The 19,664-nt window shown below is 43.2% G+C and carries 26 protein-coding genes; 10 read left to right on the top strand and 16 right to left on the bottom strand.

Translation table 11 applies throughout. From position 1 onward, the window contains the following. Positions 1-21: 21 nt before the first annotated feature. The 6 genes from BVI01S_RS13780 to BVI01S_RS13760 form a co-directional block, all read right to left on the bottom strand. Positions 22-912 carry a fructose bisphosphate aldolase gene (locus BVI01S_RS13780; protein ID WP_061810633.1) on the bottom strand — a complete coding sequence of 297 codons (891 nt, stop codon included), beginning with the start codon at positions 910-912 and terminating at the stop codon, positions 22-24. A 141-nt stretch (positions 913-1,053) separates the two neighbouring features. Continuing rightward, positions 1,054-1,758: a stationary phase survival protein SpsC gene (gene spsC, locus BVI01S_RS13775; protein WP_034763780.1), complete on the bottom strand. Its 705-nt coding sequence runs from the start codon at positions 1,756-1,758 to the stop codon at positions 1,054-1,056. A 401-nt stretch (positions 1,759-2,159) separates the two neighbouring features. Further along, entirely contained in the window at positions 2,160-2,477 is a 318-nt protein-coding gene (locus BVI01S_RS13770; protein WP_034763779.1) for a YuiB family protein, read from the bottom strand. A 212-nt stretch (positions 2,478-2,689) separates the two neighbouring features. After that, positions 2,690-2,815 carry a YuiA family protein gene (locus BVI01S_RS22760; protein ID WP_159362729.1) on the bottom strand — a complete coding sequence of 42 codons (126 nt, stop codon included), beginning with the start codon at positions 2,813-2,815 and terminating at the stop codon, positions 2,690-2,692. 158 nt (positions 2,816-2,973) lie between these two features. Next, complete coding sequence (locus BVI01S_RS13765; RefSeq protein WP_061810631.1) at positions 2,974-3,456, bottom strand: NUDIX hydrolase; 483 nt, start codon at positions 3,454-3,456, stop codon at positions 2,974-2,976. A 79-nt stretch (positions 3,457-3,535) separates the two neighbouring features. Continuing rightward, positions 3,536-4,753: an NAD(P)/FAD-dependent oxidoreductase gene (locus BVI01S_RS13760; RefSeq protein WP_034763985.1), complete on the bottom strand. Its 1,218-nt coding sequence runs from the start codon at positions 4,751-4,753 to the stop codon at positions 3,536-3,538. Positions 4,754-5,238: 485 nt separating this feature from the next. Here BVI01S_RS13760 and BVI01S_RS13755 point away from each other — a divergent pair, with 485 nt between their 5' ends. Beyond that, positions 5,239-6,237, top strand: a complete 999-nt coding sequence (locus tag BVI01S_RS13755) for an NAD(P)/FAD-dependent oxidoreductase (protein WP_061810654.1) — start codon at positions 5,239-5,241, stop codon at positions 6,235-6,237. Between the two features lie 184 nt (positions 6,238-6,421). Beyond that, on the top strand, positions 6,422-7,066 hold the full coding sequence (locus tag BVI01S_RS13750; protein ID WP_061810630.1) for an SDR family oxidoreductase: 645 nt from the start codon (positions 6,422-6,424) through the stop codon (positions 7,064-7,066). A 51-nt stretch (positions 7,067-7,117) separates the two neighbouring features. On the opposite strand, the gene BVI01S_RS13745 is transcribed toward BVI01S_RS13750, so the two are convergent. Continuing rightward, complete coding sequence (locus tag BVI01S_RS13745; protein ID WP_034763773.1) at positions 7,118-7,480, bottom strand: HesB/IscA family protein; 363 nt, start codon at positions 7,478-7,480, stop codon at positions 7,118-7,120. Positions 7,481-7,697: 217 nt separating this feature from the next. On the opposite strand from BVI01S_RS13745, the gene BVI01S_RS13740 reads away from it, so the two are divergent. Continuing rightward, the gene (locus tag BVI01S_RS13740) at positions 7,698-8,396 is read left to right on the top strand and encodes a DUF2225 domain-containing protein (RefSeq protein WP_034763770.1); all 699 of its coding nucleotides are present in this window, start codon (positions 7,698-7,700) and stop codon (positions 8,394-8,396) included. 76 nt (positions 8,397-8,472) lie between these two features. Here BVI01S_RS13740 and BVI01S_RS13735 read toward each other — a convergent pair whose 3' ends face one another. Further along, positions 8,473-8,715, bottom strand: a complete 243-nt coding sequence (locus BVI01S_RS13735; protein ID WP_034763769.1) for a YuzB family protein — start codon at positions 8,713-8,715, stop codon at positions 8,473-8,475. Between the two features lie 321 nt (positions 8,716-9,036). Between BVI01S_RS13735 and BVI01S_RS13730 the strand changes: the two genes are divergently transcribed. Continuing rightward, complete coding sequence (locus tag BVI01S_RS13730) at positions 9,037-10,104, top strand: NAD(P)/FAD-dependent oxidoreductase (RefSeq protein ID WP_034763767.1); 1,068 nt, start codon at positions 9,037-9,039, stop codon at positions 10,102-10,104. A 51-nt stretch (positions 10,105-10,155) separates the two neighbouring features. Here BVI01S_RS13730 and BVI01S_RS13725 read toward each other — a convergent pair whose 3' ends face one another. Beyond that, positions 10,156-11,361, bottom strand: a complete 1,206-nt coding sequence (locus tag BVI01S_RS13725) for a cytochrome P450 family protein (protein ID WP_034763766.1) — start codon at positions 11,359-11,361, stop codon at positions 10,156-10,158. 138 nt (positions 11,362-11,499) lie between these two features. After that, a complete protein-coding gene (locus BVI01S_RS13720; protein ID WP_034763764.1) occupies positions 11,500-11,826 on the bottom strand; it encodes a YuzD family protein in 327 nt (108 codons plus the stop codon). 187 nt (positions 11,827-12,013) lie between these two features. Here BVI01S_RS13720 and BVI01S_RS13715 point away from each other — a divergent pair, with 187 nt between their 5' ends. Continuing rightward, positions 12,014-12,250 carry a NifU family protein gene (locus BVI01S_RS13715; protein WP_034763763.1) on the top strand — a complete coding sequence of 79 codons (237 nt, stop codon included), beginning with the start codon at positions 12,014-12,016 and terminating at the stop codon, positions 12,248-12,250. A 54-nt stretch (positions 12,251-12,304) separates the two neighbouring features. Here the strand turns inward: BVI01S_RS13715 and BVI01S_RS13710 are convergent, their stop codons facing one another. Next, a complete protein-coding gene (locus BVI01S_RS13710; protein WP_061810629.1) occupies positions 12,305-13,267 on the bottom strand; it encodes a 2-hydroxyacid dehydrogenase in 963 nt (320 codons plus the stop codon). Between the two features lie 77 nt (positions 13,268-13,344). Next, positions 13,345-14,346 (bottom strand): spore coat putative kinase YutH, encoded by a 1,002-nt coding sequence (gene yutH / locus BVI01S_RS13705; RefSeq protein WP_061810627.1) that lies wholly within the window; start codon positions 14,344-14,346, stop codon positions 13,345-13,347. Between the two features lie 233 nt (positions 14,347-14,579). Between yutH and BVI01S_RS13700 the strand changes: the two genes are divergently transcribed. Further along, a complete protein-coding gene (locus tag BVI01S_RS13700; protein ID WP_034763757.1) occupies positions 14,580-15,080 on the top strand; it encodes a phosphatidylglycerophosphatase A family protein in 501 nt (166 codons plus the stop codon). A gap of 310 nt (positions 15,081-15,390) precedes the next feature. After that, positions 15,391-15,513 carry a sporulation histidine kinase inhibitor Sda gene (gene sda, locus BVI01S_RS22205; RefSeq protein ID WP_082804743.1) on the top strand — a complete coding sequence of 41 codons (123 nt, stop codon included), beginning with the start codon at positions 15,391-15,393 and terminating at the stop codon, positions 15,511-15,513. Here the strand turns inward: sda and BVI01S_RS13695 are convergent. The 3 genes from BVI01S_RS13695 to BVI01S_RS13685 form a co-directional block, all read right to left on the bottom strand. After that, a complete protein-coding gene (locus BVI01S_RS13695; protein WP_061810626.1) occupies positions 15,510-15,761 on the bottom strand; it encodes a helix-turn-helix domain-containing protein in 252 nt (83 codons plus the stop codon). The two genes, sda and BVI01S_RS13695, sit on opposite strands and share 4 nt — an antisense overlap. A gap of 574 nt (positions 15,762-16,335) precedes the next feature. Next, positions 16,336-17,100, bottom strand: coding sequence for a TIGR01457 family HAD-type hydrolase (locus BVI01S_RS13690; RefSeq protein WP_061810624.1), 765 nt, complete (start codon positions 17,098-17,100; stop codon positions 16,336-16,338). Between the two features lie 119 nt (positions 17,101-17,219). Beyond that, positions 17,220-17,657 (bottom strand): DUF86 domain-containing protein, encoded by a 438-nt coding sequence (locus tag BVI01S_RS13685; RefSeq protein WP_061810623.1) that lies wholly within the window; start codon positions 17,655-17,657, stop codon positions 17,220-17,222. Between the two features lie 136 nt (positions 17,658-17,793). On the opposite strand from BVI01S_RS13685, the gene BVI01S_RS13680 reads away from it, so the two are divergent. After that, positions 17,794-18,063: a DUF3055 domain-containing protein gene (locus BVI01S_RS13680; protein ID WP_061810622.1), complete on the top strand. Its 270-nt coding sequence runs from the start codon at positions 17,794-17,796 to the stop codon at positions 18,061-18,063. Positions 18,064-18,136: 73 nt separating this feature from the next. Next, the gene (locus BVI01S_RS13675) at positions 18,137-18,445 is read left to right on the top strand and encodes a hypothetical protein (RefSeq protein ID WP_034763749.1); all 309 of its coding nucleotides are present in this window, start codon (positions 18,137-18,139) and stop codon (positions 18,443-18,445) included. A gap of 42 nt (positions 18,446-18,487) precedes the next feature. Here the strand turns inward: BVI01S_RS13675 and BVI01S_RS13670 are convergent, their stop codons facing one another. Beyond that, a complete protein-coding gene (locus tag BVI01S_RS13670; protein WP_061810621.1) occupies positions 18,488-18,763 on the bottom strand; it encodes a YutD family protein in 276 nt (91 codons plus the stop codon). Between the two features lie 103 nt (positions 18,764-18,866). On the opposite strand from BVI01S_RS13670, the gene BVI01S_RS13665 reads away from it, so the two are divergent. Then, positions 18,867-19,601, top strand: coding sequence for a YhcN/YlaJ family sporulation lipoprotein (locus BVI01S_RS13665; RefSeq protein WP_061810620.1), 735 nt, complete (start codon positions 18,867-18,869; stop codon positions 19,599-19,601). Positions 19,602-19,664: the final 63 nt, after the last annotated feature.

The following is a 19,664-nucleotide window of genomic DNA, read 5'->3' as shown; positions in this document are numbered from 1 at the left end:
TAAAGACTTCTCATTAACTTATCAGTTCTTATGAACTGAAGCCTCATAAATCGAATCAACAGCCTTCTTCAACGCAGCATCAAACTCTTTATCGGTTTGATCGGCACTCAGGTCGGCAGCCAATGCCCGGGAGAAGCTTGCAATCACTCCGTCATTTTCTTTCAGCTTTGCGTTAGCTTCATCGCGGGAGTAGCCTCCTGAAAGGGCAACGACCCGCACGACGCGTGGATGCTCAACCAATTCTTTATACGCATTCGCTTTCGTCGGGATCGAGAGCTTCAGCATGACGTTTTCCTCTTCAGATAGTTCATTCAAATGCTTCAGGATTTCCTCGCATAGAATGGCTTCAGATTTTTCCTTTTGTTCACTGTGGATGTTGACTTCAGGTTCGATGATCGGGACCAAACCGGCTGCGATGATGCGTTTACCAAAGTCGAACTGCTGATCGACGACTTCTTTGATGCCGCCCGTGTTCGGTTCGTGGATGACTGAGCGCATTTTCGTGCCGAAAATCTTCCGTTCAGTGGCACGGCGAAGGGTCTCATCCAAGTCGGGGATCGGTTTCATGAGTTGGACACCATTCTTCTCTTCCGCTAGACCTTTATCCACTTTCAGGAAAGGGACGATGCCTTTGTCTGCAAGGTAGTCCGCTGTATATTTACCTTCGATCTCCCGGTCCATCGTTTGTTCAAAAAGAATGACCCCGAGGATCCTGTCGGGGCTGAAGGATGGGGAAGTGATGATTCTCGTCCGCATTTCATGGACCTTATCAAACATTTCATCTTCATTGGAATAAGAATCCTCTAGCACTCCATACCCTGCCAATGCCTTCGGTGTACTGCCGCCGCTTTGATCAAGCGCTGCGATGAAACCTTCTCCATTCTTCATTTTGTCGAATTGACTTTTGTTCATATCTTTCACTCCTTTTGGTTTCGTTTCTCCCTTTCTTTTTTCCCCTATTTACACGGTTGTTAAACGGATTGCACCTTAGTTCTTACCTTTAGTCCAGGACCATCAATAAATAAAGCACGCAGTTTGACTGCGTGCCCGTCTCTATTCTTTTTCAGGTGATAAAATTTGCTGCCTGAAAACCTGCATGGATTTGTTCTCATTAAGGTCGGTCAAGTCCTTTTCGGATAGCTCACCCGTACCCATCTGGACCACATAGACTTCCAAAGTCTGTTTGCCCCATTCATTATATACGTCGTCCACCGTTTCATAATAGAGGTCTAATTTATTTCCTTTGATCGCGCTCCCTGTATCAGCAACGACCCCATACCCATAGTGAGGGATAAACAGGATGGTTCCGATTGGATAGACGGAGATATCCGCTGCTATCGTAGAGTACAGATCACGCTTCACTTTCACTCCTGAATATGTAATGCCGTATAGGGGATGACCAGGGTCCTTCCCCGTCGATTCAACGCCGGCCGTATAGCCTGTCGCTACAACCTTATGTTTCGTATATTGATCCCAATCAATGGATTCTTCCAATGTGGCAGGTTTGGCAGATGCACTGGCTGACACTTTTGTCTCATAGCCTGTAAACCTTTTAAGAAACTTGAATGACAAATGCAATGGATTTGTCTTATGCTCTTTGTCTTCGAGACTCTTTTGATCACTGTCACCCTTGTCCATCATCCAGGTTTTAAAGGTTTGTGCCTCTACCCCCGACACCGATTGAAAGGTCGTACCGAGTGCAAGGATAAATAAACTGATCATAACGAATCTCTTCGTCCAAATTTTAAACAGATTCATGTATTCACTCCTCCCACCCTACATACTTCCCATTCGGGAGGAGATATATGCATAAATTGATAAAAAAATCGAATAGTTGTAATATTTGGAAATTATTTTAGTATTCCTTTTAGGGAGAAAAGTCCTTTAAAACCAGGCTATTCTATACTTCAACTAGTATGTTCTATTTTCTAAAATATTTTATTAGAGAATTAATATCTATGAGCAAGTGCCTGGAAACAGAGACCGTTCCTTTCCGCTCTGTGCTTTCATACTTTAAAATCTTGACAATCAAATTAAGAATAGATAAACAGTTCAAAATAGATTTCGTATCAGATAATCACTTTATTAATAACTTTAATCGTCCCAAATAAAAAATCCGTTCAACCTTGGGATTTAAGTTCCCGGTTAAACGGATGTGGTTAGAACATGCGATATCCTTTTGCTCTTAGGATTCTCATGACGATGCCGGACAGGATGGCACCTGCGAGGCCGCTTCCGAGAATCACGAGATCGGCTACAGCCAAGTGGCTGAGTCTGGTCCCAAGTTCTGAAAAAGACTCCCCTGCATTTCGGAAGTAATCTATAAAACGAACTTCGTCCACGATAAAAATAACGACAATCGGATAAATGATGGCCATGATCCATGTCATGCGCAGTAACATATTTAACAAAAATCCTATTCCGAAAAATAGAACAAAAAATAGAAGCATCGATATAATCATTACATGTATAGGCATTTTAGCAATTACACCTCCATAACACTAAAGAATAGTGTACCCCGAGTGAAATGTAAGCGTCAATATTTTCAGGGAAAGATTTGTCACTTATTCACAAAATAAACTTATTTATCTTCCAGACATAAAAAAACAGACCCAACACCGGTTTGCATACTCCACAAGGGAAGCATCCACCTTTTTTAGGTCTGCTCTCATCTTCTATCCTTAAGGGGTTATTTCTGTTTCCCGCTGCCTCCGCAGCACGGACACGTTTCAGAACCACCCAATACTAACTGAAAGTATCCTTTTCCTGAACAATAAAGACAGTATTTCGTTTTAGCATTCGCAGTAGCTCTCATTTTTCCCTCTCCCTTTTCTTTAATTTCTTAATTTTCTGATAATATATCATCTATCCGAAATAAAGAAAAGGGACGTTAAAGGGGATGTACCTTTAAGAAAGCGAATACATTTGTGTTTTTCTTTCATTATCTCTTTCTTTCTTAAAATTTACAGAATTTTATAAAAATAAATGGTATTGTGTGTAGGCGAATTGGTCACCGGGATTGATGCCCTCGATCAGATTCAACTTCTGCATGGAACTCATTCGTTTGATCATCTCATGCACCATCACGGATGTCTTCTCATCTGCCAGAAGTTCCTCAGGTGATTTCCACTGGACATCCCACAACTCAGCTTCTTCTTTTTCAATAGAAGAAATTCCCTCATTCTCCAGCAAGAAGATCATCATGTTGTCGCTGATATCATTCTGGATGACCCCCGACCTTACGCTGATGATCCCTTTAATGGTTGTATGTAATCCCGTTTCTTCCTTCACTTCTCTTATGACTGCTTCATCGACGGTTTCCCCGGCGTTCACAAATCCTGCAGGCAGGGACCACATCCCTTTCAATCCGCTGTATTTCTTTTTGACCACGAGCCATTTCCCATCCTCATCCATGACCAGACCTGCAACGGCCAGCCACACCTTACCCCTTTTCATTGTAAGCACCTCCGTCTATATTCTCCCATAATAAAAAGCAGAGTGGAATCCACTCTGCTTTCATACAAATCCTTAGGGCTTAAAAGAACTTGAATTTACCTTTTTTGAACACTAGTGATGGTCCACCAACCATGTAAAGAGCACGGTTGTCGACAACCTTCTTCATGAAGGAAGCTTTCGTACCGGTGATTTTCTTACCGTAGACGACACCGATCGCATCATCTTCACCAAGTGAACATACTGTACCTTTGATGTCTGGAGTGAATAATTCCAGATCCTCTTTACCGTGCAGTAAAGATGCGATGTTACGGGCACATACTTCCCCTTGCTGCATAGCGATCTGTGCAGTCGGCGGGTATGGACGATCCGTTTCTTCATTGATCATCAGTGAACAGTCACCAATGATGAAGATATTGTCATGTCCAGGTGCGCGAAGATCACGGTTGATTTTCACGCGGGCACGCATATTTTCGATTCCAGCTCTTTCGATGATGGAGTTACCACGAACACCTGCAGCCCATACAATCGTACCAGCTTTGATTTCTTCGACTTCATCTTCCCCTTTGGAGATGAGTACGCTGTCTGCCTTTGCTTCTTTCAATGGAGTTCCGATATGGAATTCCACGCCTTTTTTCTCAAGCTTGGCACGTGCGTATTTCACTAGCTCCGGATCGAATCCAGGAAGGATCATCGGTGCAGCTTCCACACATACGATGCGCACTTTCTTACGGTCGATATCATATTCATGGCAAAGCTCAGGAACACGGTTACCCAGTTCTCCAAGGAATTCGATACCAGTGAACCCTGCTCCACCTACAACGATGGTCAAGCGTTCATCGTTCAATTCTCCTTCGTTCTTATACGTAGCAAATTGCAATTCAATGTGCTCACGGATTTGACGGGCAGAGTTGATGTTCGAAATCATGAATGCATGCTCATGAAGGCCTTGAATTCCGAATGTCTCGGATTCTGCACCAAGAGCCACTACCAGGTAATCGAATTCTACTTCGCCTTCACCCGTGATGACTTTCTTCTCTTCCACTTTGATATCTTCAACAGTCGCTTGCAGGAAGTTCACTTTGCTCGTGTTGACAACATCTTTCACGTCGTAGCGCACACGGTCGTGATGAAGCGTACCTGCGGAAGCTTCGTGTAACCAAGTGGTTTCATAGTGATAATCGTTCTTATTAATTAAAATAATTTCTGCTTCATTTGTTCCGAGTTGCTTTTGAAGACGGGTTACCGTCATTAATCCACCATAACCTGCACCTAATACAACGATTCTTGGCTTTCTCAACTGAATCACATCCACCTTTTTTGATAAATTTGCTTTGGATACTCTTAGAGTCCTCCACATTATGCGTTTTTATCCCGTTCAATCTGATACTATTATCTTTTTCCCTATAAAAAGGAAGCTAAAACAAATCAAACGCGATGTTTTTTTCCTTATTGAAAAAGGAAATAGTGTATAAAAATATGAGAACAAAGTATGTGACATATTTCACGAACTACTCCATAGTTATGCGAAAATTGTCATAAATTCTTAACAATATGTCTACATTACATAATATTCTTTTTGCCTCGCATTTTCAAGATATATATAGGAAATTAAATTCTTAAGAATATTTAAAAAATGCCGGTTTAATCAATCAAAAGTCGTAGTCTCTTTCATAGATAAGTCTGATTTATCTGAACCTGCGTCTTCTATCATTGGGAATAATCAAAAGCTGTGTGATAGAATAAAGGTAAAAGAAGCATATCTAAATGGTTGGAGGGATCAAGTTGAAGGAAGATCAAAAAGTGTATGATATTACGATCATAGGCGGAGGTCCAACGGGGCTGTTTACAGCGTTCTATGGCGGCATGAGAAAAGCATCTGTCAAGATCATCGAAAGTTTACCACAACTCGGGGGGCAGCTTGCTACTCTTTATCCTGAGAAATACATATATGACGTTGCCGGTTTTCCTAAAGTGAAGGCCCAGGACCTCGTCAATAATTTAAAAGAACAAATGGCGAAATTCGAAACGACGATCTGTCTGGAGCAGGCCGTGGAAGGTGTAGAAAAACAGGCTGACGGCATGTTCAAGCTCACCACCGATAAAGAAGTCCATTTTTCCAGAACGATCATCATCACGGCAGGAAACGGTGCCTTCCAGCCACGCCGCCTGGAACTCGAACATGCGTCTGAATTTGAAGGGAAAAACCTTCATTACTTTGTCGATAACCTCGAGCATTTCAGAGGGAAGAAAGTGGTCATTTGCGGCGGCGGGGACTCTGCTGTTGACTGGGCGCTTATGCTTGAGCCCGTCGCAGAAAAGGTTTATCTCGTCCATAGACGTGATAAATTCAGGGCTCATGAGCACAGCGTGGAGAATTTACACAACTCCACGGTTGAACTGAAAACACCATACGTCCCATCCGAGTTGGTCGTCGATGAAGAGAAGATCTATCAGCTCGTACTGGAGGAAACGAAAGGCGACGAAAAGGAAATTATCGACCTTGATGAATTAATTGTAAATTTCGGATTTGTCTCCTCCCTCGGTCCGATCAAAGATTGGGGTCTGGAAATCGAAAAGAACTCAATCGTGGTCAATTCCAGAATGGAAACGAATATCCCGGGCATTTATGCCGCCGGTGATATCAGCACGTATGATGGGAAAGTCAAACTCATTGCAAGTGGATTCGGCGAGGCCCCGACAGCTGTCAACAATGCCAAAGCGTATATGGATCCAAAAGCAAGGGTGCAGCCGATGCACAGTACGTCCATGTTTACGGATTAATACCATTCAAGGCTCAGGATATCGTATCCTGGGCTTTTTTTATTGATAGTAGAGTTTGCGATCACAACTTCCTTCCAACCATTGTGTTCTTCCCTTATCCCCGCCCACTCCCTTGTTTATTTTCATCCTGAATGGGTAGACCAATAGTAGGACAAAAAATTTCAGATAAAGGATGATGTGTAAAATGAATGTGTTAGTTATCGGAGCAAACGGCAACACAGGCCGCCATATAGTGAAAGAACTTTCAAATAGCAGTCAGCATTTCGTGAGAGCCATGATCCGTAAAACAGAACAGGCGAAGGAAATGGAAGACTTGGGGGCAAGACCGATCGTTGCCGACCTTGAACAGGATTTCTCGTATGCCCTTGAAAATGTGAATGCCGTCATTTTTGCAGCCGGCAGTGGTGGATCGACAGGAGACGATAAGACGTTAGCCATCGACCAGGAGGGTGCTAAGAAAGCAGTGGATTATGCGAAGAAGATGGGAATTGAGCGTTTTGTGATGCTCAGCTCCATGGGGGCCGATAATCCTTCAAGCGGACCGGATGAATTGCAATTCTATTTAAAAGCCAAGGGTGCTGCCGATGCCCACTTGAAAGAGAGCGGCTTGAATTATACAATCGTACGCCCAGGATCCCTTTCATTCGATGATGCAACCGGAAAGATCGAAGCTGCGACAAGCATCACGGATAAAAGCGGTGACATTCCCCGTGCAGACGTCGCGAAGGTGCTTGTGGACTCTTTAACCATCGAAGAAACCAACCACAAAGTATTCGAAATCTTAAGTGGTGACACATCTGTAGAAGAAGCACTTAAAAACATACATTAAGCTTAAAAAAGGGACGGACCTCAATTTAGTGAGGTCCGTCCCTTTTTATGTTTAGCAATTCTCCGGCGTACCTTTATTCGTCGCCGTCACGAATGATGATCCGCACCCGCATGACGCGATGGCGTTCGGATTATCGATGGTAAAGCCTCCGCCCATCATGGACTGCTTGTAGTCTATTTTCGTACCGTTCAAGATGGCTGCATCATTTTTTGCTACGACCAGCTTGATTCCGTGCTGCTCTGTCGTTGTATCTCCATCCTGTAGATCATGTTCAAATCCCATACCATAAGAAAGGCCGCTGCAGCCTCCCCCTTTTACCGCTACACGTAACATGGCATCTGTTTCGTCATGTTCCTTCATCATATCTTTAATCTGAAGGGCAGCGGCTTCTGTTAGAATGACAACTTCACTCATTCATTACACCCCCAACCTTTTCATTTCTTACTACTTAGTATACTCCTTTCTATTTTACTACTCAACCGATGGGGCTTTGGTGAATGATTGGAAGAATAATTATACGAATATTCTCATTAAACACAACTTTTTACTCACCATGAATAAAAAATACTGGTTCCCCTCACCTTCATCAAGGTATAATGAGGTAAATAGTCCCGATTATGAGGTGAGATTCATGACGGTTGTGACACCATTTTATGATAAGAAGACCCAGTGTCTATCGTGTAAACACTCATACAGCACCACAAGGATCCGGTCCCGGTTTGTGAAGCTCACCGGATATGACAGTGACTTTTGTCCCCAGTATGAATCAGATGAAGTGAACCCTTTGCTCTATAATGTATCCGTCTGTCCGCAGTGCGGTTTTTCTTATACGGATGATTTTACCGCATACATACCCCCTGTTCTGAAAGCAGAGCTCGAAAAGAAAATCAGTCTGCACTGGCAGCCTCAGGATTATGGGAACGTCAGGTCATATGACGATGCGATCAATACATATAAACTGGCCGCCTACTGCGCTTTGATCAAGAAGGAGAAAAAAGTGACCATAGCAGGGTTATACCTTCGAACTGCCTGGCTCTATCGAAGGGTGGCTGATAAAGAACAGGAAAGACGCTTCATTAATCTGGCTGCCCATGAATACATCGATGCTTATTTAACAGATGGCCCTTCAGGTTCTATGATGTCCGAAACGAAGCTTCTGTATATCATTGCAGAATTGCTGAGGAGGCAGGATAAGATAGAGGAAGCTGTTGCCTATCTTTCCAAAGTCATCGGCAAGCAGCATCTCTCCACCGAGCCGAAAATCATCGAAATGGCCAGGGAGCGCTGGTATGAAATCCGGGAAATCTATAAAGAGATGAAGTCAATGTGATAAAACCAGTGATCCCTCACTGGTTTTTTAGATGTTTTTTCACAAAAAAAATAAGCCGGTCAGGGCCGACTTTTGTTTAGAACATCGGGTTGTCTTCAAGGAATTGATAGATCTCATCCACCAGTTCTTCAGGCGTGTCGCCTGTTACGACCTCCCCGTTGACGAGAGCATAAAAGGACTGGGCGCATTTTCCGCAGTATCCCAGGCATCCGTACTCAATGACATCAAGGTTCGGGTCTCTTTCTAATATCTCAAGCGCCTTTTGCGCACCGCTAGCAAGATTGCTAATACAAAATTCAATAATAGGTTTCAATTCCATCACCTCACTACTCTTTGTTATGCTACCTTTTTTTGACCTTATCGTCAATGATTTGCATTCCATGTAATGGTATAACAGATTGTGAACATTTTCGCTTATTTCTGTTGTGAAAACACCTTTATTTCGATATACTTTTAATGTTAATAGGTTTATTTATGTAGAATTTACTCGAATTATGCTTCACATTGAAAATGCTTACTTTGTCAGGACCCGCTCCGGCGTGACTGTCCTTTAATCCTGTCCCGATCCATAACGGGATATAAATCATATACAAACACACTATTTCAACAATAATGTAGAGTGCAAAAAGGGGAAATTTCCATGAAACAATTAGTTCTGCTTGGCGGAGGATATGGGAACATGCGCGTCCTTCTTCGCTTGTTACCCAACCAATTACCTGAAGATGTATCGATTACCCTGATTGACAGAAATCCTTATCACTGTCTGAAGACAGAATACTATGCGCTTGCTGCCGGTACGATTTCAGATCAGCATGTACGCGTATCATTCCCGGAACATGCCCGGTTATCCTATGTATACGGAGATATCTCAGGCGTGGACATGGAGAATAAGCTCGTTCGTATGAAAGATCAGGATCCCGTTCCTTATGATGATCTTGTCATCGGACTCGGGTGTGAAGATAAATATCATAATGTACCGGGTGCAGATGAACATACGTTCTCGATTCAAACAATTGAAAGGTCACGTAAGACGTATCAGACCCTTTGTAATCTTCCAGCGGGTTCGATCGTCGGGATCGTCGGCGCCGGCTTAAGCGGCATTGAACTTGCCAGTGAGCTTAGGGAAAGCCGTTCTGATCTGAAAATTAAACTATTTGACCGTGGACCACGCATTCTCAACGCCTTCCCTGAACGTCTAAGTTCCTACGTACACGGTTGGTTTGACGAAAATGGCGTAGAAATCGTGAACAATTCCAATATTACAAGAGTGGAACCGAATACACTGCATAACCACGAAGAACAGATTTTCTGTGATGCCATCGTGTGGACTGCAGGAATTCAACCGAGCAAGGTCGTTCGCGATATGGATGTGGAAAAGGATGCAAGCGGTCGCGTCATCTTGACAAAGTATCATAACCTGCCACAGGATGAGAACGTGTATGTGGTCGGTGACTGCGCAAGCCTTCCTCAAGCCCCAAGTGCACAACTTGCTGAAGGGCAGGCAGAACAAATCGTCACCATTTTACTGAAGCGCTGGAATAACGAAGAGCTTCCGGCAGAACTACCAAAGATCAAACTAAAAGGGATCCTTGGTTCACTCGGAAAGAAACATGGTTTCGGACTGGTAAACGAGCGCTCTATTACAGGACGTGTCGCCCGATTGTTGAAATCCGGTGTATTGTGGATGTATAAATATCATAATGGTTGATAGAAGAACCCCTACTTTCCATCAGTAGGGGTTCTTTTTACGTCCTTATTCTCATCCACTCAAATCCACATACAATTCCTTTAATCCCCTAAGCAAGAACATATCCCTCCAATTGGAATCGTCATGATTCCCCACCATGGACATTGTTGGAAAGGCACTGAGCAGTTTCTCAAATGCTATTTTCCCCTCAAGCCTTGCAAGGGGTGCTCCCAGACAGAAATGAATGCCATACCCAAAAGCCATATGGGGATTCGGCTTCCGGGTCACATCGAATGTTTGCGCACCTACAAATTTCCTTTCATCACGGTTGGCTGATGAAATCGAAGCCAGTACCATGTCACCTCTCCTGATGCGTTTTCCCTTGAAGTCAATGTCGTCAGCAGACCACCGTGCTGTAGAAAAATCAACCGGACTATAGAAACGAAGAGACTCTTCAATGGCCGTTTCAATTAAAGAGTGATCCACCCTCAGTTTCTCTAATTGATCCGGATGTTCAAAGAGTGCATACAACCCATTCCCAATCAGGTTGACCGTTGTTTCATGCCCGGCAATGATAAGAAGAACAATCATTGAATATAGTTCATCTTCCGTTAACTGCTCCCCCTCTTCCTCATGTAAGATCAGATTTGAAATCAGATCATCCTTAGGGCTTTCTTTTTTCTCTTCAAACAGAAGCGTCAAATAGTCTATAAATGCCCTCACATCTCCTTGGAAATCATCGTTCATATTGTCTGATGCCGACACAATGGTGTTGGACCAGCGCCTGAACTTTTCCCGGTCTTCTACCGGTACTCCTAGAAGTTCGGAAATAACGATGATTGGTAGTGGGAAGGCAAACTCATCAATCAAGTCTACCGGGCCTTGTTTTACCTTCATTTGGTCAATAAGTTGATCAGCTACCGCCTCAATCCTGGGTGAAAGCTTTTGTATCCTTTTAGGGTTGAAATAAGGCTGTACAAGCTTTCTTAGCCGAGTATGGTCCGGTGGATCCACATCGAGCATCATATGCTGGAACACTCTTGCCTCCAGAGGCAAATCGTTATGTTGGTCCGAATTCGAAAACACCTTTGATTGATTTTTGATAAACGATTGGGTTTTTAATAGTTCTAACACATCGTCATACCCAGAGACGATCCACGTAGTTTGACCACCATCTTCCCAGGCACCAAACACCGGATCCGTATTTCTTAAGTGGGAATAAAATGGGTAGGCTCCCCTTTTAAAGTTGGACTGAAATACAGATTCAAACGAATTCATCATGTTCCCCCTTTAATTAACTGACTAGTCAGTCTTCTCAATCAGTATAAGATAAGGGAGGTGCTGCATCAATTCATTCGCCTCACCCTACACATAAATAAAGCCCATTTCATTAAATGAAATGGGCTTCCTCAGGGCTTAAACCGCTTTATATCCATACTTCTCAAGTTCTGAATAAATCGTCTTCAAACGGGGATTTCCTTCTCCGATAATTTTGCCATCCAACAAGACAACCGGATAAAACATATCTTCTTCCACTACCCTTGAGGCAAACTGTTTCACCGATTCTTCTTCCGGCGGATTGTGGATATCCACATATTTAATGACAAATGGCTGATCGGGATATTTCCTGCTTACAGCAGCCTCCAGCCATTCATACGTTTCTTTCGATGATGGTAAGTTCACGCAGCTTGGACAAAGTATTTCTGCCCCATACACGTAAAGTTCAACCGGCTTACGTTCCATATGATCCTCCCCCTTGTTCCCCTCTTTTGTTTATTTTACAAAAAAAGCAGGAAGGTTGGAACCATTTTCTTTCTGGAAACGGAATGGGAAACATTTCTTGAAAAAGAAATGCCCAATCATTTGCAGGTTGATAGATTTTTTGCGAATATGTCATTATAATAGATAGTAAGGAAAGGAGTAGATAATTATGGCTGAAAACGAAATGATTGCACCCGTTCAGGAAGTATTAGATAAATTACGTCCGTTCCTACTTCGCGATGGTGGAGATTGTGAACTTGTAGACGTTGAAGATGGCATTGTGAAATTGCGCCTTCTTGGTGCTTGCGGAAGCTGCCCAAGTTCAACCATCACATTAAAAGCAGGAATCGAACGCGCATTGGTGGAAGAAGTTCCTGGTATCGTTGAAGTAGAACAAGTATTCTAATCGGGCTATGGCCTTACATCCTGAATCCTTTATTGGATTCAGGATTTTTTTCTTTTACTTCACCTCTGTTTTCGGGTTGTCCCCATTAAGGACGGCCTGTATGTTCTCTACACACAGGGTCATCATGTCATGACGGGTATCTTTGGAAGAGCTTCCGATATGAGGGATGGCAACGACTTGATCGAATTGGAGAAGGGGATGATCCTCGTTAATTGGTTCGGTTTCGAATACATCGAGGCCGGCTCCCGCAATGTCCCCCCTCTTTAACGCCTGCTCGAGGGCCGCTTCATTGACGATGGCTCCACGTGCTGCATTGATGAAGATCGCCGTTTCCTTCATCTTAGTGAATTGATCTTCCTGGAACATCCCCTGTGTTTCCTCGTTCAAGGGAGCCAGGACGACCACGAAATCTGATTGGGCAAGAAGGTCATCGAATGACACATATCGGACTCCAAGTGTCTCTTCAGCTTCGGATTTACGGGAACGGTTATGGTACAGCACTTCCATATTGAATCCTTTCGCCCTTCTCGCTACCGCTTCACCGATACTTCCCATTCCAACGATCCCCATCGTTTTATGATGAATATCCATTCCGGCAAGGAGAAGGGGTGACCAGCTTTTCCACTTTCCTTCTTTTATAAACCGGTCGGCTTCTACGACTCGTCTTGCGGTTGCCATCAGGAGGGCGAAGGTTAAATCCGCCGTTGTTTCCGTCAGTACATCGGGTGTATTGGTGATGGTGACACCCTTTTCTTTTGCCGCTTCGAGATCGATATTATCAAAGCCCACCGCAAGATTTGCCACCACTTGTAAAGAGGAGGCACGCTGTAAGAGTTCCCGGTCTACCTTGTCCGATAGCATGGTGAGTAAAGCAGATGCTTTCTCTGCTTTCTCAAGGAGGATGTCCCTTGGTACCGGGGCATCCTCCCGTTCCCACATCTCCACTTCGAATTCCTTTGTCAATGGCGCAACCGCGGCCTCAGGAAGTTTCCTCGTAATATAGATGAATGGCTTCATAGAAATCCCCTGCCTTCACTTTTCTTTTCTTCAGTTTAGCATAAAAGGGAAGGCACATCCCATCTTGGGAGATTGGATTACAACCACGCTACGAGGGGAATCCCCCATTTTTTTACCGGCACTTCGGACATATGGTAAAAGTCTGCCAGAAACGCTTCGTATTGATGTGAATTTTTCAAATAGCGCTCCAGTTTCTCTTCGACTGTCTTTTTCTTCTGTTCTGATTGTGAAATGTAATACTCCTCGATGCATTCGAAATAATGCAGGGGAAACAATAGCCGGGAATACAACAACCTCCATGAAAAAGGAGAAAGAGGTGTAACCGACTCATACTCTTTCATGAATTCCTGAAGCTCCGGATGAAACGTTTGGCTCCTCATGAAGTATCGTTCCCTCACCCACTCGGCTATGTCCCGGCTGCAATGGTCGAATACCCATTGAAACGGAAAATGTATGCACATTTCGGTCCCCCATGTGGAATCGAGAAACCGTTCATGACAGATCGTTCCGGCGTCCTCCGCCTTCGGGTCTTCATCAAGCTCCGTATCGACCAGGTATTGAATGGCATTTTCCGAAAGCGCACTATAATAAGGATAACTCTCGACAAACCGGCGTTCAAACTCGTCAGCGGGCTGATCCTGAATGACCTGATAATAGGCTTTTTCCAATTGAGCCATCCGCTTTTCCCACAGACTCTTCCACTGTCCCATGCGATTTATTTTTTCCACTTTCTCTTCGAAGGTCCGTCCCCTGAAATGGAACTTGCTTAGCTTTCGGCCGAGCTTATGATAAGGGGGGGACTCTATGCCTTCATTTCGAAGGACGACATAATCCTTATCCTTCTCCACCACGAGGAATTTCCCCTCATTGCTCTGGACAAAGGTCGACACATGCCGGTCCCCGGTGCTTTTCAGGTGTTCTGCTAATTTATATAGTTCCACCAGGGTTTCCTGTTCCATATTCGATACACCCACAATACTATATACTAATCCCCCGACCATATATCGATCCATCATTCCATCGAAGAATGCCCGCTCAGGATGCAACCCAAAATGGTTTATTAATATCTCTTGAGACATACCGACCTCTCCTATCTTTAATGACCGTTCTTTTTCATCATTCATGTGCTGAATGCGCTAACCGGGACTATCATTCCCAAGCATTTATGAATATCCCAATCCATGGATGGGCAAGAATGAGAACAGAAGCTATTATTATGTCTATTTTTCAATTGGGAATCATATGAGTAAAACAAGGCTTCGTCTAATCGAAATAGGGGTTTTATAATCTTTCAAGGAAAAAGGTGAATAAGATGAAGGATAAAGAGTCAATGGATTTATTAGAGAGCACGGCACGTAAATGGCTGCATGAAAGAGGAGTGGAGATAGAAGACATCGCTCAATTAGTCATGTACCTTCAACAGAAGTATCATCCTGATCTTGAATTGGAGGAATGTGTCTATAACGTGGAACGTGTATTGACGAAACGTGAAGTACAGAACGCCATCCTGACAGGCATTCAACTTGATATATTAGCTGAGAAAAAGATGCTGATGGAACCATTGCAGGCGATTGTTGAAGTAGATGAAGGATTATATGGTGTGGATGAAATCCTGGCCTTTTCCATTGTGAATGTATACGGTTCGATCGGGTTCACGAACTACGGATATATCGATAAACAGAAGCCGGGGATCCTGGAGAGATTGAATGATAAATCATCAGGTATGTGCCATACCTTCCTGGATGACATTGTAGGAGCCATTGCAGCGGCCGCTTCAAGCCGATTGGCACACCGGGCGAAGGGCGCAAAATGAAGGTGAATAAGTATTCCAAATCAGACGACAGGGTCGTCTGATTTTTAGTGATGGAAGAAGTGTACAGGGTAATTGATACAATTTTACCTAAATGATTATAGAGTGTAAATCATTAGATCCATTTAACTAACTTAATGATTGCACATCAGCGAATAGTTTTATATAATTACAAATATAGTTGTAATTATATTTATAATGTACCTGTGTCTAATCTAAATTACATACCAAAAAAAAAGGATTTACACTCTTTTGGAGTCTACAGCATCCCACATTTTATAAACGCCCTAAATAAAGATCGAGGTGAGATCTTATTAAGCTCCTGAGTGACAAAGCCCTTATCGATGCCTTACAAAAAGCAAAACAGTTAAAACTCAGTGATGAATTCATCACTCTGATCGAACAAGAAATGAAAAAGAGAAAATTAGTTCATTAAAATATCGTTTGATTATAGAGGTCCTGGTGTTCTTCACAATTAGGCATAATGTCTTCCCATTGGATCTCCAACGAGCATACTATCGCAAACAGCTTGTTCAAAGAGGGATTCGCCTCTCCCTTTTCAATCAACGAAATATAATTAACCGTTAATCCACATTTGCGACTTAATTGTTGTATGGTGATTTCTTTTGCTCTTCTATGTTGCCTTATTTTCTTTCCGACAAGTCCTGTAACTGTAATACTCATTACCTCACTACCCTTTTAAAAATTCTTTAGAAATGACGTGGAATGTTTCGAAAATCAAGCTAAGAAACAATGACTTTCATTCTTAAAGTTGTGTGCATTCGTAAAGAATAGTTAGAAATTGAAAAGGTATCAATGCTAATAGTCCCCTACTACCTTTGATGTTTACCCTAGTTGGATACCTTTACACTTAATTTCGAAAACTTTTTTAAAAATTTCACTAATTTTCATTCTTCGTCTTCATAATCCTTCTGGGTACTCAAATATGCGTCATGGAAAGTTAACGTTAGTTAGAGGAAAAAACACATCATTCATTAGGAGTATAATTTTACCTACTATTTATACTTCACAATATCTATAGAGGTGTATATATTGCCAGTCAAAGGACCGTGACAAAGGTCCCCAAAGTATAAATAGTATTTTGTTTACTTCTTTTCACACTAGTTCTATTTTACTTATACAAACGTGTGTTGTCTATTATGAATATGTTACTAATTTAAGACATTTCTTCTATTTGAGTACTCAGCAGGGTCAATGAAAGGTGTGGAGGCTTCAGTCGGCCTCCACTTTTTTTATTCTATATATCCCATTGATCCAATGTTTCAATTGTATAGGTAGGCTGAATATGCTTTTTGGTCAACGCCTCTTTTGTCGTAACACCTGTATGAACAAGGAGTGTATCGAGTCCTGCATTTATCCCCGCGAGGATATCTGTATCATAGTTATCCCCCACCATCAGCGTATTTTCCTTCGGGACTCCCAAGACAGACAATGCCTGTTCCATGATGATGGACTCGGGCTTACCGATAAAGATCGGTTCGGTCTGGGTGGAGACAGTCACAACAGACGTCAGGGAACCATTCCCCGGAAGCAATCCCCTTTCAGTCGGTATCGCGATATCTCCATTCGTTGAAATGAACGTTGCGCCGTTTCTCACCCCCAGGCAAGCGAGGGATAATTTCTCGTAATTAATCTCCCGGTCAATCCCCACTACCACGAAATCAGGTTTATCATCCCGAAGTGTAATACCGTTCTCTTCAAGTGCTGAGCGTATCCCTTCTTCACCTATGACATAGGCCGTTCCTTCAGGCTTTTCCTTCGCCATGTACTGTGCCGTCGCCATGGATGTCGTAAATACCTGTTCCTTCGTTGCGGGTATATCAAATGACCGCAATTTCTCTGCCACCTGCTCCGGCCTTCTTGAAGAGTTGTTCGTCACGAACAGATAAGGCAAGCCCTTAGCCTGCAGCCGCTTCACAAAGTCCCCCGCTTCATCGATTTTTTCTTTCCCTTTATACATCGTTCCATCCAGGTCGATTAAATACCCTTGATACTTTTTCATCATCTACCTCCATATAGTGTCGTTAGTATGTCCAATTTTTCTATTTCTTCTCTAGTAAGCATGTTACTCTCAAGAAAATAAGACAGCGCTTCTTATAAAGGAAGCGCTGTCAAATACGTTTAGTTTTTGAATGCCGAAACGGGGCCCAGTTCATTTTCAAGGTAGTTTTGGACCTGTAACGGGAACTGGTTCAGTGTATGGAACACGTCTTCCAGAACGGTATGTACCTGCTTGTGATCGATCGTTGTATAATCCTGAACGAGTGATTTACGCTGTTCGACGAGGCGTTTCAGGTCTTCACTCATCTTGTCTGTGATCACTTTTTCATCCAGAAGAATATCAATGATATCCTCATAGCTTCCCGGATCCCTCATGATGAATCCATCAATCATGCTGTTCCCTACGTCCAGGATGGATTCAATGATGACATGTGCAACCCTTTCAAGGGCCAACTTTTCCAGCGTAGTGTCCCACTGTTCTTGACGGCTGAATATGTTTAGCTGCTCATCCATATAGACCAATATTTCTTCAATCTTTTCCCTGTCTACGAAATACATGATGCTCACCTCTCTCTTCAACAATAACCTGACACTTTATTTTAACATAATTCCACCTGCCCCATACAGGTACATCCTGCAATTCCCCTCTCAGTTTGGTATGATGAAATAAGCATAAACAGAGGAGGACATCGTGATGAGTGAACGTTTTTATTTATATGACGATACAGAAAGTACACGAACGCGTTTCGTAAGTTTTATGGGGGAAAATCAACGGTACGACCTGGCCATTACCCAAACGGAACGCTACTACGGTAAATCATTGGTTCTGGATCTGCAGGGCAGCCGCTTTGCCATCATGGGAAGAGATGACCTTGATGAACCGGGATACGTGGAGAGTGTATTTAAATTAACCGAAGAAGAAGCGGATGAATTAAGGGATTTCTTAGGTGAGATCATTCTTTGATCCATATCGTCCCTTGAGAGAATGAACTTCACCTCCCCCTCACATACTAAACGTATGAAAGGTGGGAGATAAAATGAGCAAAGACCGGAAATCCTATGACAAAGAAGACGAAGAATACAGTGACTTCTCCAATGTAGAGACATACCGTAATTTTCTCGTCCCCGAAACACTTCCGGAAGGTCCTTACGGTGCTCCCAGAGGTAAGCATACCCCTGTCGAAAACAAGAGTACACCATGGGAAGAAGGCCAACGGTATTATAGCGCCTTCAACTACGAGAATAAATCCCTGCATCAGGATATACCGCGTCAGGAACCCGGCTCACATCCTGTTCATGCCGACCCGGATGTGAATGAAGAACCGCCATATACTGAAAATAAGTAAAAGAAAGGAACAAACGACCATCATCGTTTGTTCCTTTCACCATTATTTTTTGACTTTCTTCACGAGAAAATAAGCACACCCAAAATTACAGTATTCATATAAGTAATCCTTATGAGTACTCACCTTTGTGTCGAAAGAAGCCTTTTGATTGTGATCATCGAAGAATCCTTTCAATCGGAGCTGCCCGTATCCCCAATCACCAAGGATATAGTCGTATTTGCTTAAGATATCGCTATACCTCTCCTTGAAAGCTTCCTCGTTGAATCCGTCCCTGAATTCCTCGACGATTTCGTAGCACGTGTTCTGCACACAAATCACCTCTGTCCACCCACTTTCGTTTCCTTATTTTAAATTATAACGGATTGTCCATTAATTACTATGAAAAATTGCCATAAGAGATGGTCACCCTACTAAATAGGGGGTGTTTAAGTTGAATAAATTACTTTTAGGTACAACGGTTCTCGGCATCACACTGATCGGGACAGCCTGTAATGGCATCGACACAGCCAATGAGGAAATGTTCCACGACAACGGGAATACCATTAACGTAAGTGACAGGGAAGACCTGTATAACGAAGATGGCTGGACCAAAAAAGGGGCACATCGTGGGGAAGAATTTGGTTACGTCCGCCAGCAGAAGAGCCCTACAGGTGGTCAAAACATTTCCACGAAGGATATGTACAGTATCAATCGCGAGCAGGTAGCAGACAGCATCAGCAAGATGAGTGTCGCCCTTCCTGACGTGAAAGATTGCTCTACCCTCGTCACGGACGAAGAGGTATTAGTCTCATATGTGACCGATAAAAAGGATAAAGACGGACGCTTCGAAGTTGCCGATCAGGTGAAGAAAACAGCCATGTCCGTCATCCCACGTTGGTACCATGTCTATGTGACCGATGACAAAGCGTTGATGCGGAATGTCGAAAACCTGGCTAAAATGGATAGTGACAGTAAAAACGCCAATACAGCCATTGATGATACCATCAACCTAATGCTGAAAGACTCTCCACAAGGAAGAAATGTCGACTCAGGAGAAAATGCCAACGGCGAAATGACATCTGATCAGTACGAAATGCGTGACGACGATACCCATAAAATCAACATGGACCGTCAGAAACGCAATGATTATACTGATGGAAATAAGATGATGGACTAACGAAAAGCGGAGGCGGCTCGTTCAGAGGCGACAAGCATAAGACGAATCAACCGAAAGGCGTTC

It is taken from the genome of Rossellomorea vietnamensis NBRC 101237 (genome assembly GCF_001591825.1).
GTDB classification, from domain to species: domain Bacteria; phylum Bacillota; class Bacilli; order Bacillales; family Bacillaceae_B; genus Rossellomorea; species Rossellomorea vietnamensis.
This window is presented reverse-complemented; position numbering and strand designations above follow the sequence as displayed.

What these genes read in the sequence shown, in the direction of transcription:
- BVI01S_RS13780 (WP_061810633.1), bottom strand. Translation starts at nt 912, where the DNA reads ATGAACAAAAGTCAATTCGACAAAATGAAGAATGGAGAAGGTTTCATC.
- spsC (WP_034763780.1), bottom strand. Translation starts at nt 1,758, where the DNA reads ATGAATCTGTTTAAAATTTGGACGAAGAGATTCGTTATGATCAGTTTA.
- BVI01S_RS13770 (WP_034763779.1), bottom strand. Translation starts at nt 2,477, where the DNA reads ATGCCTATACATGTAATGATTATATCGATGCTTCTATTTTTTGTTCTA.
- BVI01S_RS22760 (WP_159362729.1), bottom strand. Translation starts at nt 2,815, where the DNA reads ATGAGAGCTACTGCGAATGCTAAAACGAAATACTGTCTTTATTGTTCA.
- BVI01S_RS13765 (WP_061810631.1), bottom strand. Translation starts at nt 3,456, where the DNA reads ATGAAAAGGGGTAAGGTGTGGCTGGCCGTTGCAGGTCTGGTCATGGAT.
- BVI01S_RS13750 (WP_061810630.1), top strand. Translation starts at nt 6,422, where the DNA reads ATGAATGTGTTAGTTATCGGAGCAAACGGCAACACAGGCCGCCATATA.
- BVI01S_RS13745 (WP_034763773.1), bottom strand. Translation starts at nt 7,480, where the DNA reads ATGAGTGAAGTTGTCATTCTAACAGAAGCCGCTGCCCTTCAGATTAAA.
- BVI01S_RS13740 (WP_034763770.1), top strand. Translation starts at nt 7,698, where the DNA reads ATGACGGTTGTGACACCATTTTATGATAAGAAGACCCAGTGTCTATCG.
- BVI01S_RS13735 (WP_034763769.1), bottom strand. Translation starts at nt 8,715, where the DNA reads ATGGAATTGAAACCTATTATTGAATTTTGTATTAGCAATCTTGCTAGC.
- BVI01S_RS13730 (WP_034763767.1), top strand. Translation starts at nt 9,037, where the DNA reads ATGAAACAATTAGTTCTGCTTGGCGGAGGATATGGGAACATGCGCGTC.
- BVI01S_RS13725 (WP_034763766.1), bottom strand. Translation starts at nt 11,361, where the DNA reads ATGAATTCGTTTGAATCTGTATTTCAGTCCAACTTTAAAAGGGGAGCC.
- BVI01S_RS13720 (WP_034763764.1), bottom strand. Translation starts at nt 11,826, where the DNA reads ATGGAACGTAAGCCGGTTGAACTTTACGTGTATGGGGCAGAAATACTT.
- BVI01S_RS13715 (WP_034763763.1), top strand. Translation starts at nt 12,014, where the DNA reads ATGGCTGAAAACGAAATGATTGCACCCGTTCAGGAAGTATTAGATAAA.
- BVI01S_RS13710 (WP_061810629.1), bottom strand. Translation starts at nt 13,267, where the DNA reads ATGAAGCCATTCATCTATATTACGAGGAAACTTCCTGAGGCCGCGGTT.
- yutH (WP_061810627.1), bottom strand. Translation starts at nt 14,346, where the DNA reads ATGTCTCAAGAGATATTAATAAACCATTTTGGGTTGCATCCTGAGCGG.
- BVI01S_RS13700 (WP_034763757.1), top strand. Translation starts at nt 14,580, where the DNA reads ATGAAGGATAAAGAGTCAATGGATTTATTAGAGAGCACGGCACGTAAA.
- BVI01S_RS13695 (WP_061810626.1), bottom strand. Translation starts at nt 15,761, where the DNA reads ATGAGTATTACAGTTACAGGACTTGTCGGAAAGAAAATAAGGCAACAT.
- BVI01S_RS13690 (WP_061810624.1), bottom strand. Translation starts at nt 17,100, where the DNA reads ATGAAAAAGTATCAAGGGTATTTAATCGACCTGGATGGAACGATGTAT.
- BVI01S_RS13685 (WP_061810623.1), bottom strand. Translation starts at nt 17,657, where the DNA reads ATGTATTTCGTAGACAGGGAAAAGATTGAAGAAATATTGGTCTATATG.
- BVI01S_RS13680 (WP_061810622.1), top strand. Translation starts at nt 17,794, where the DNA reads ATGAGTGAACGTTTTTATTTATATGACGATACAGAAAGTACACGAACG.
- BVI01S_RS13675 (WP_034763749.1), top strand. Translation starts at nt 18,137, where the DNA reads ATGAGCAAAGACCGGAAATCCTATGACAAAGAAGACGAAGAATACAGT.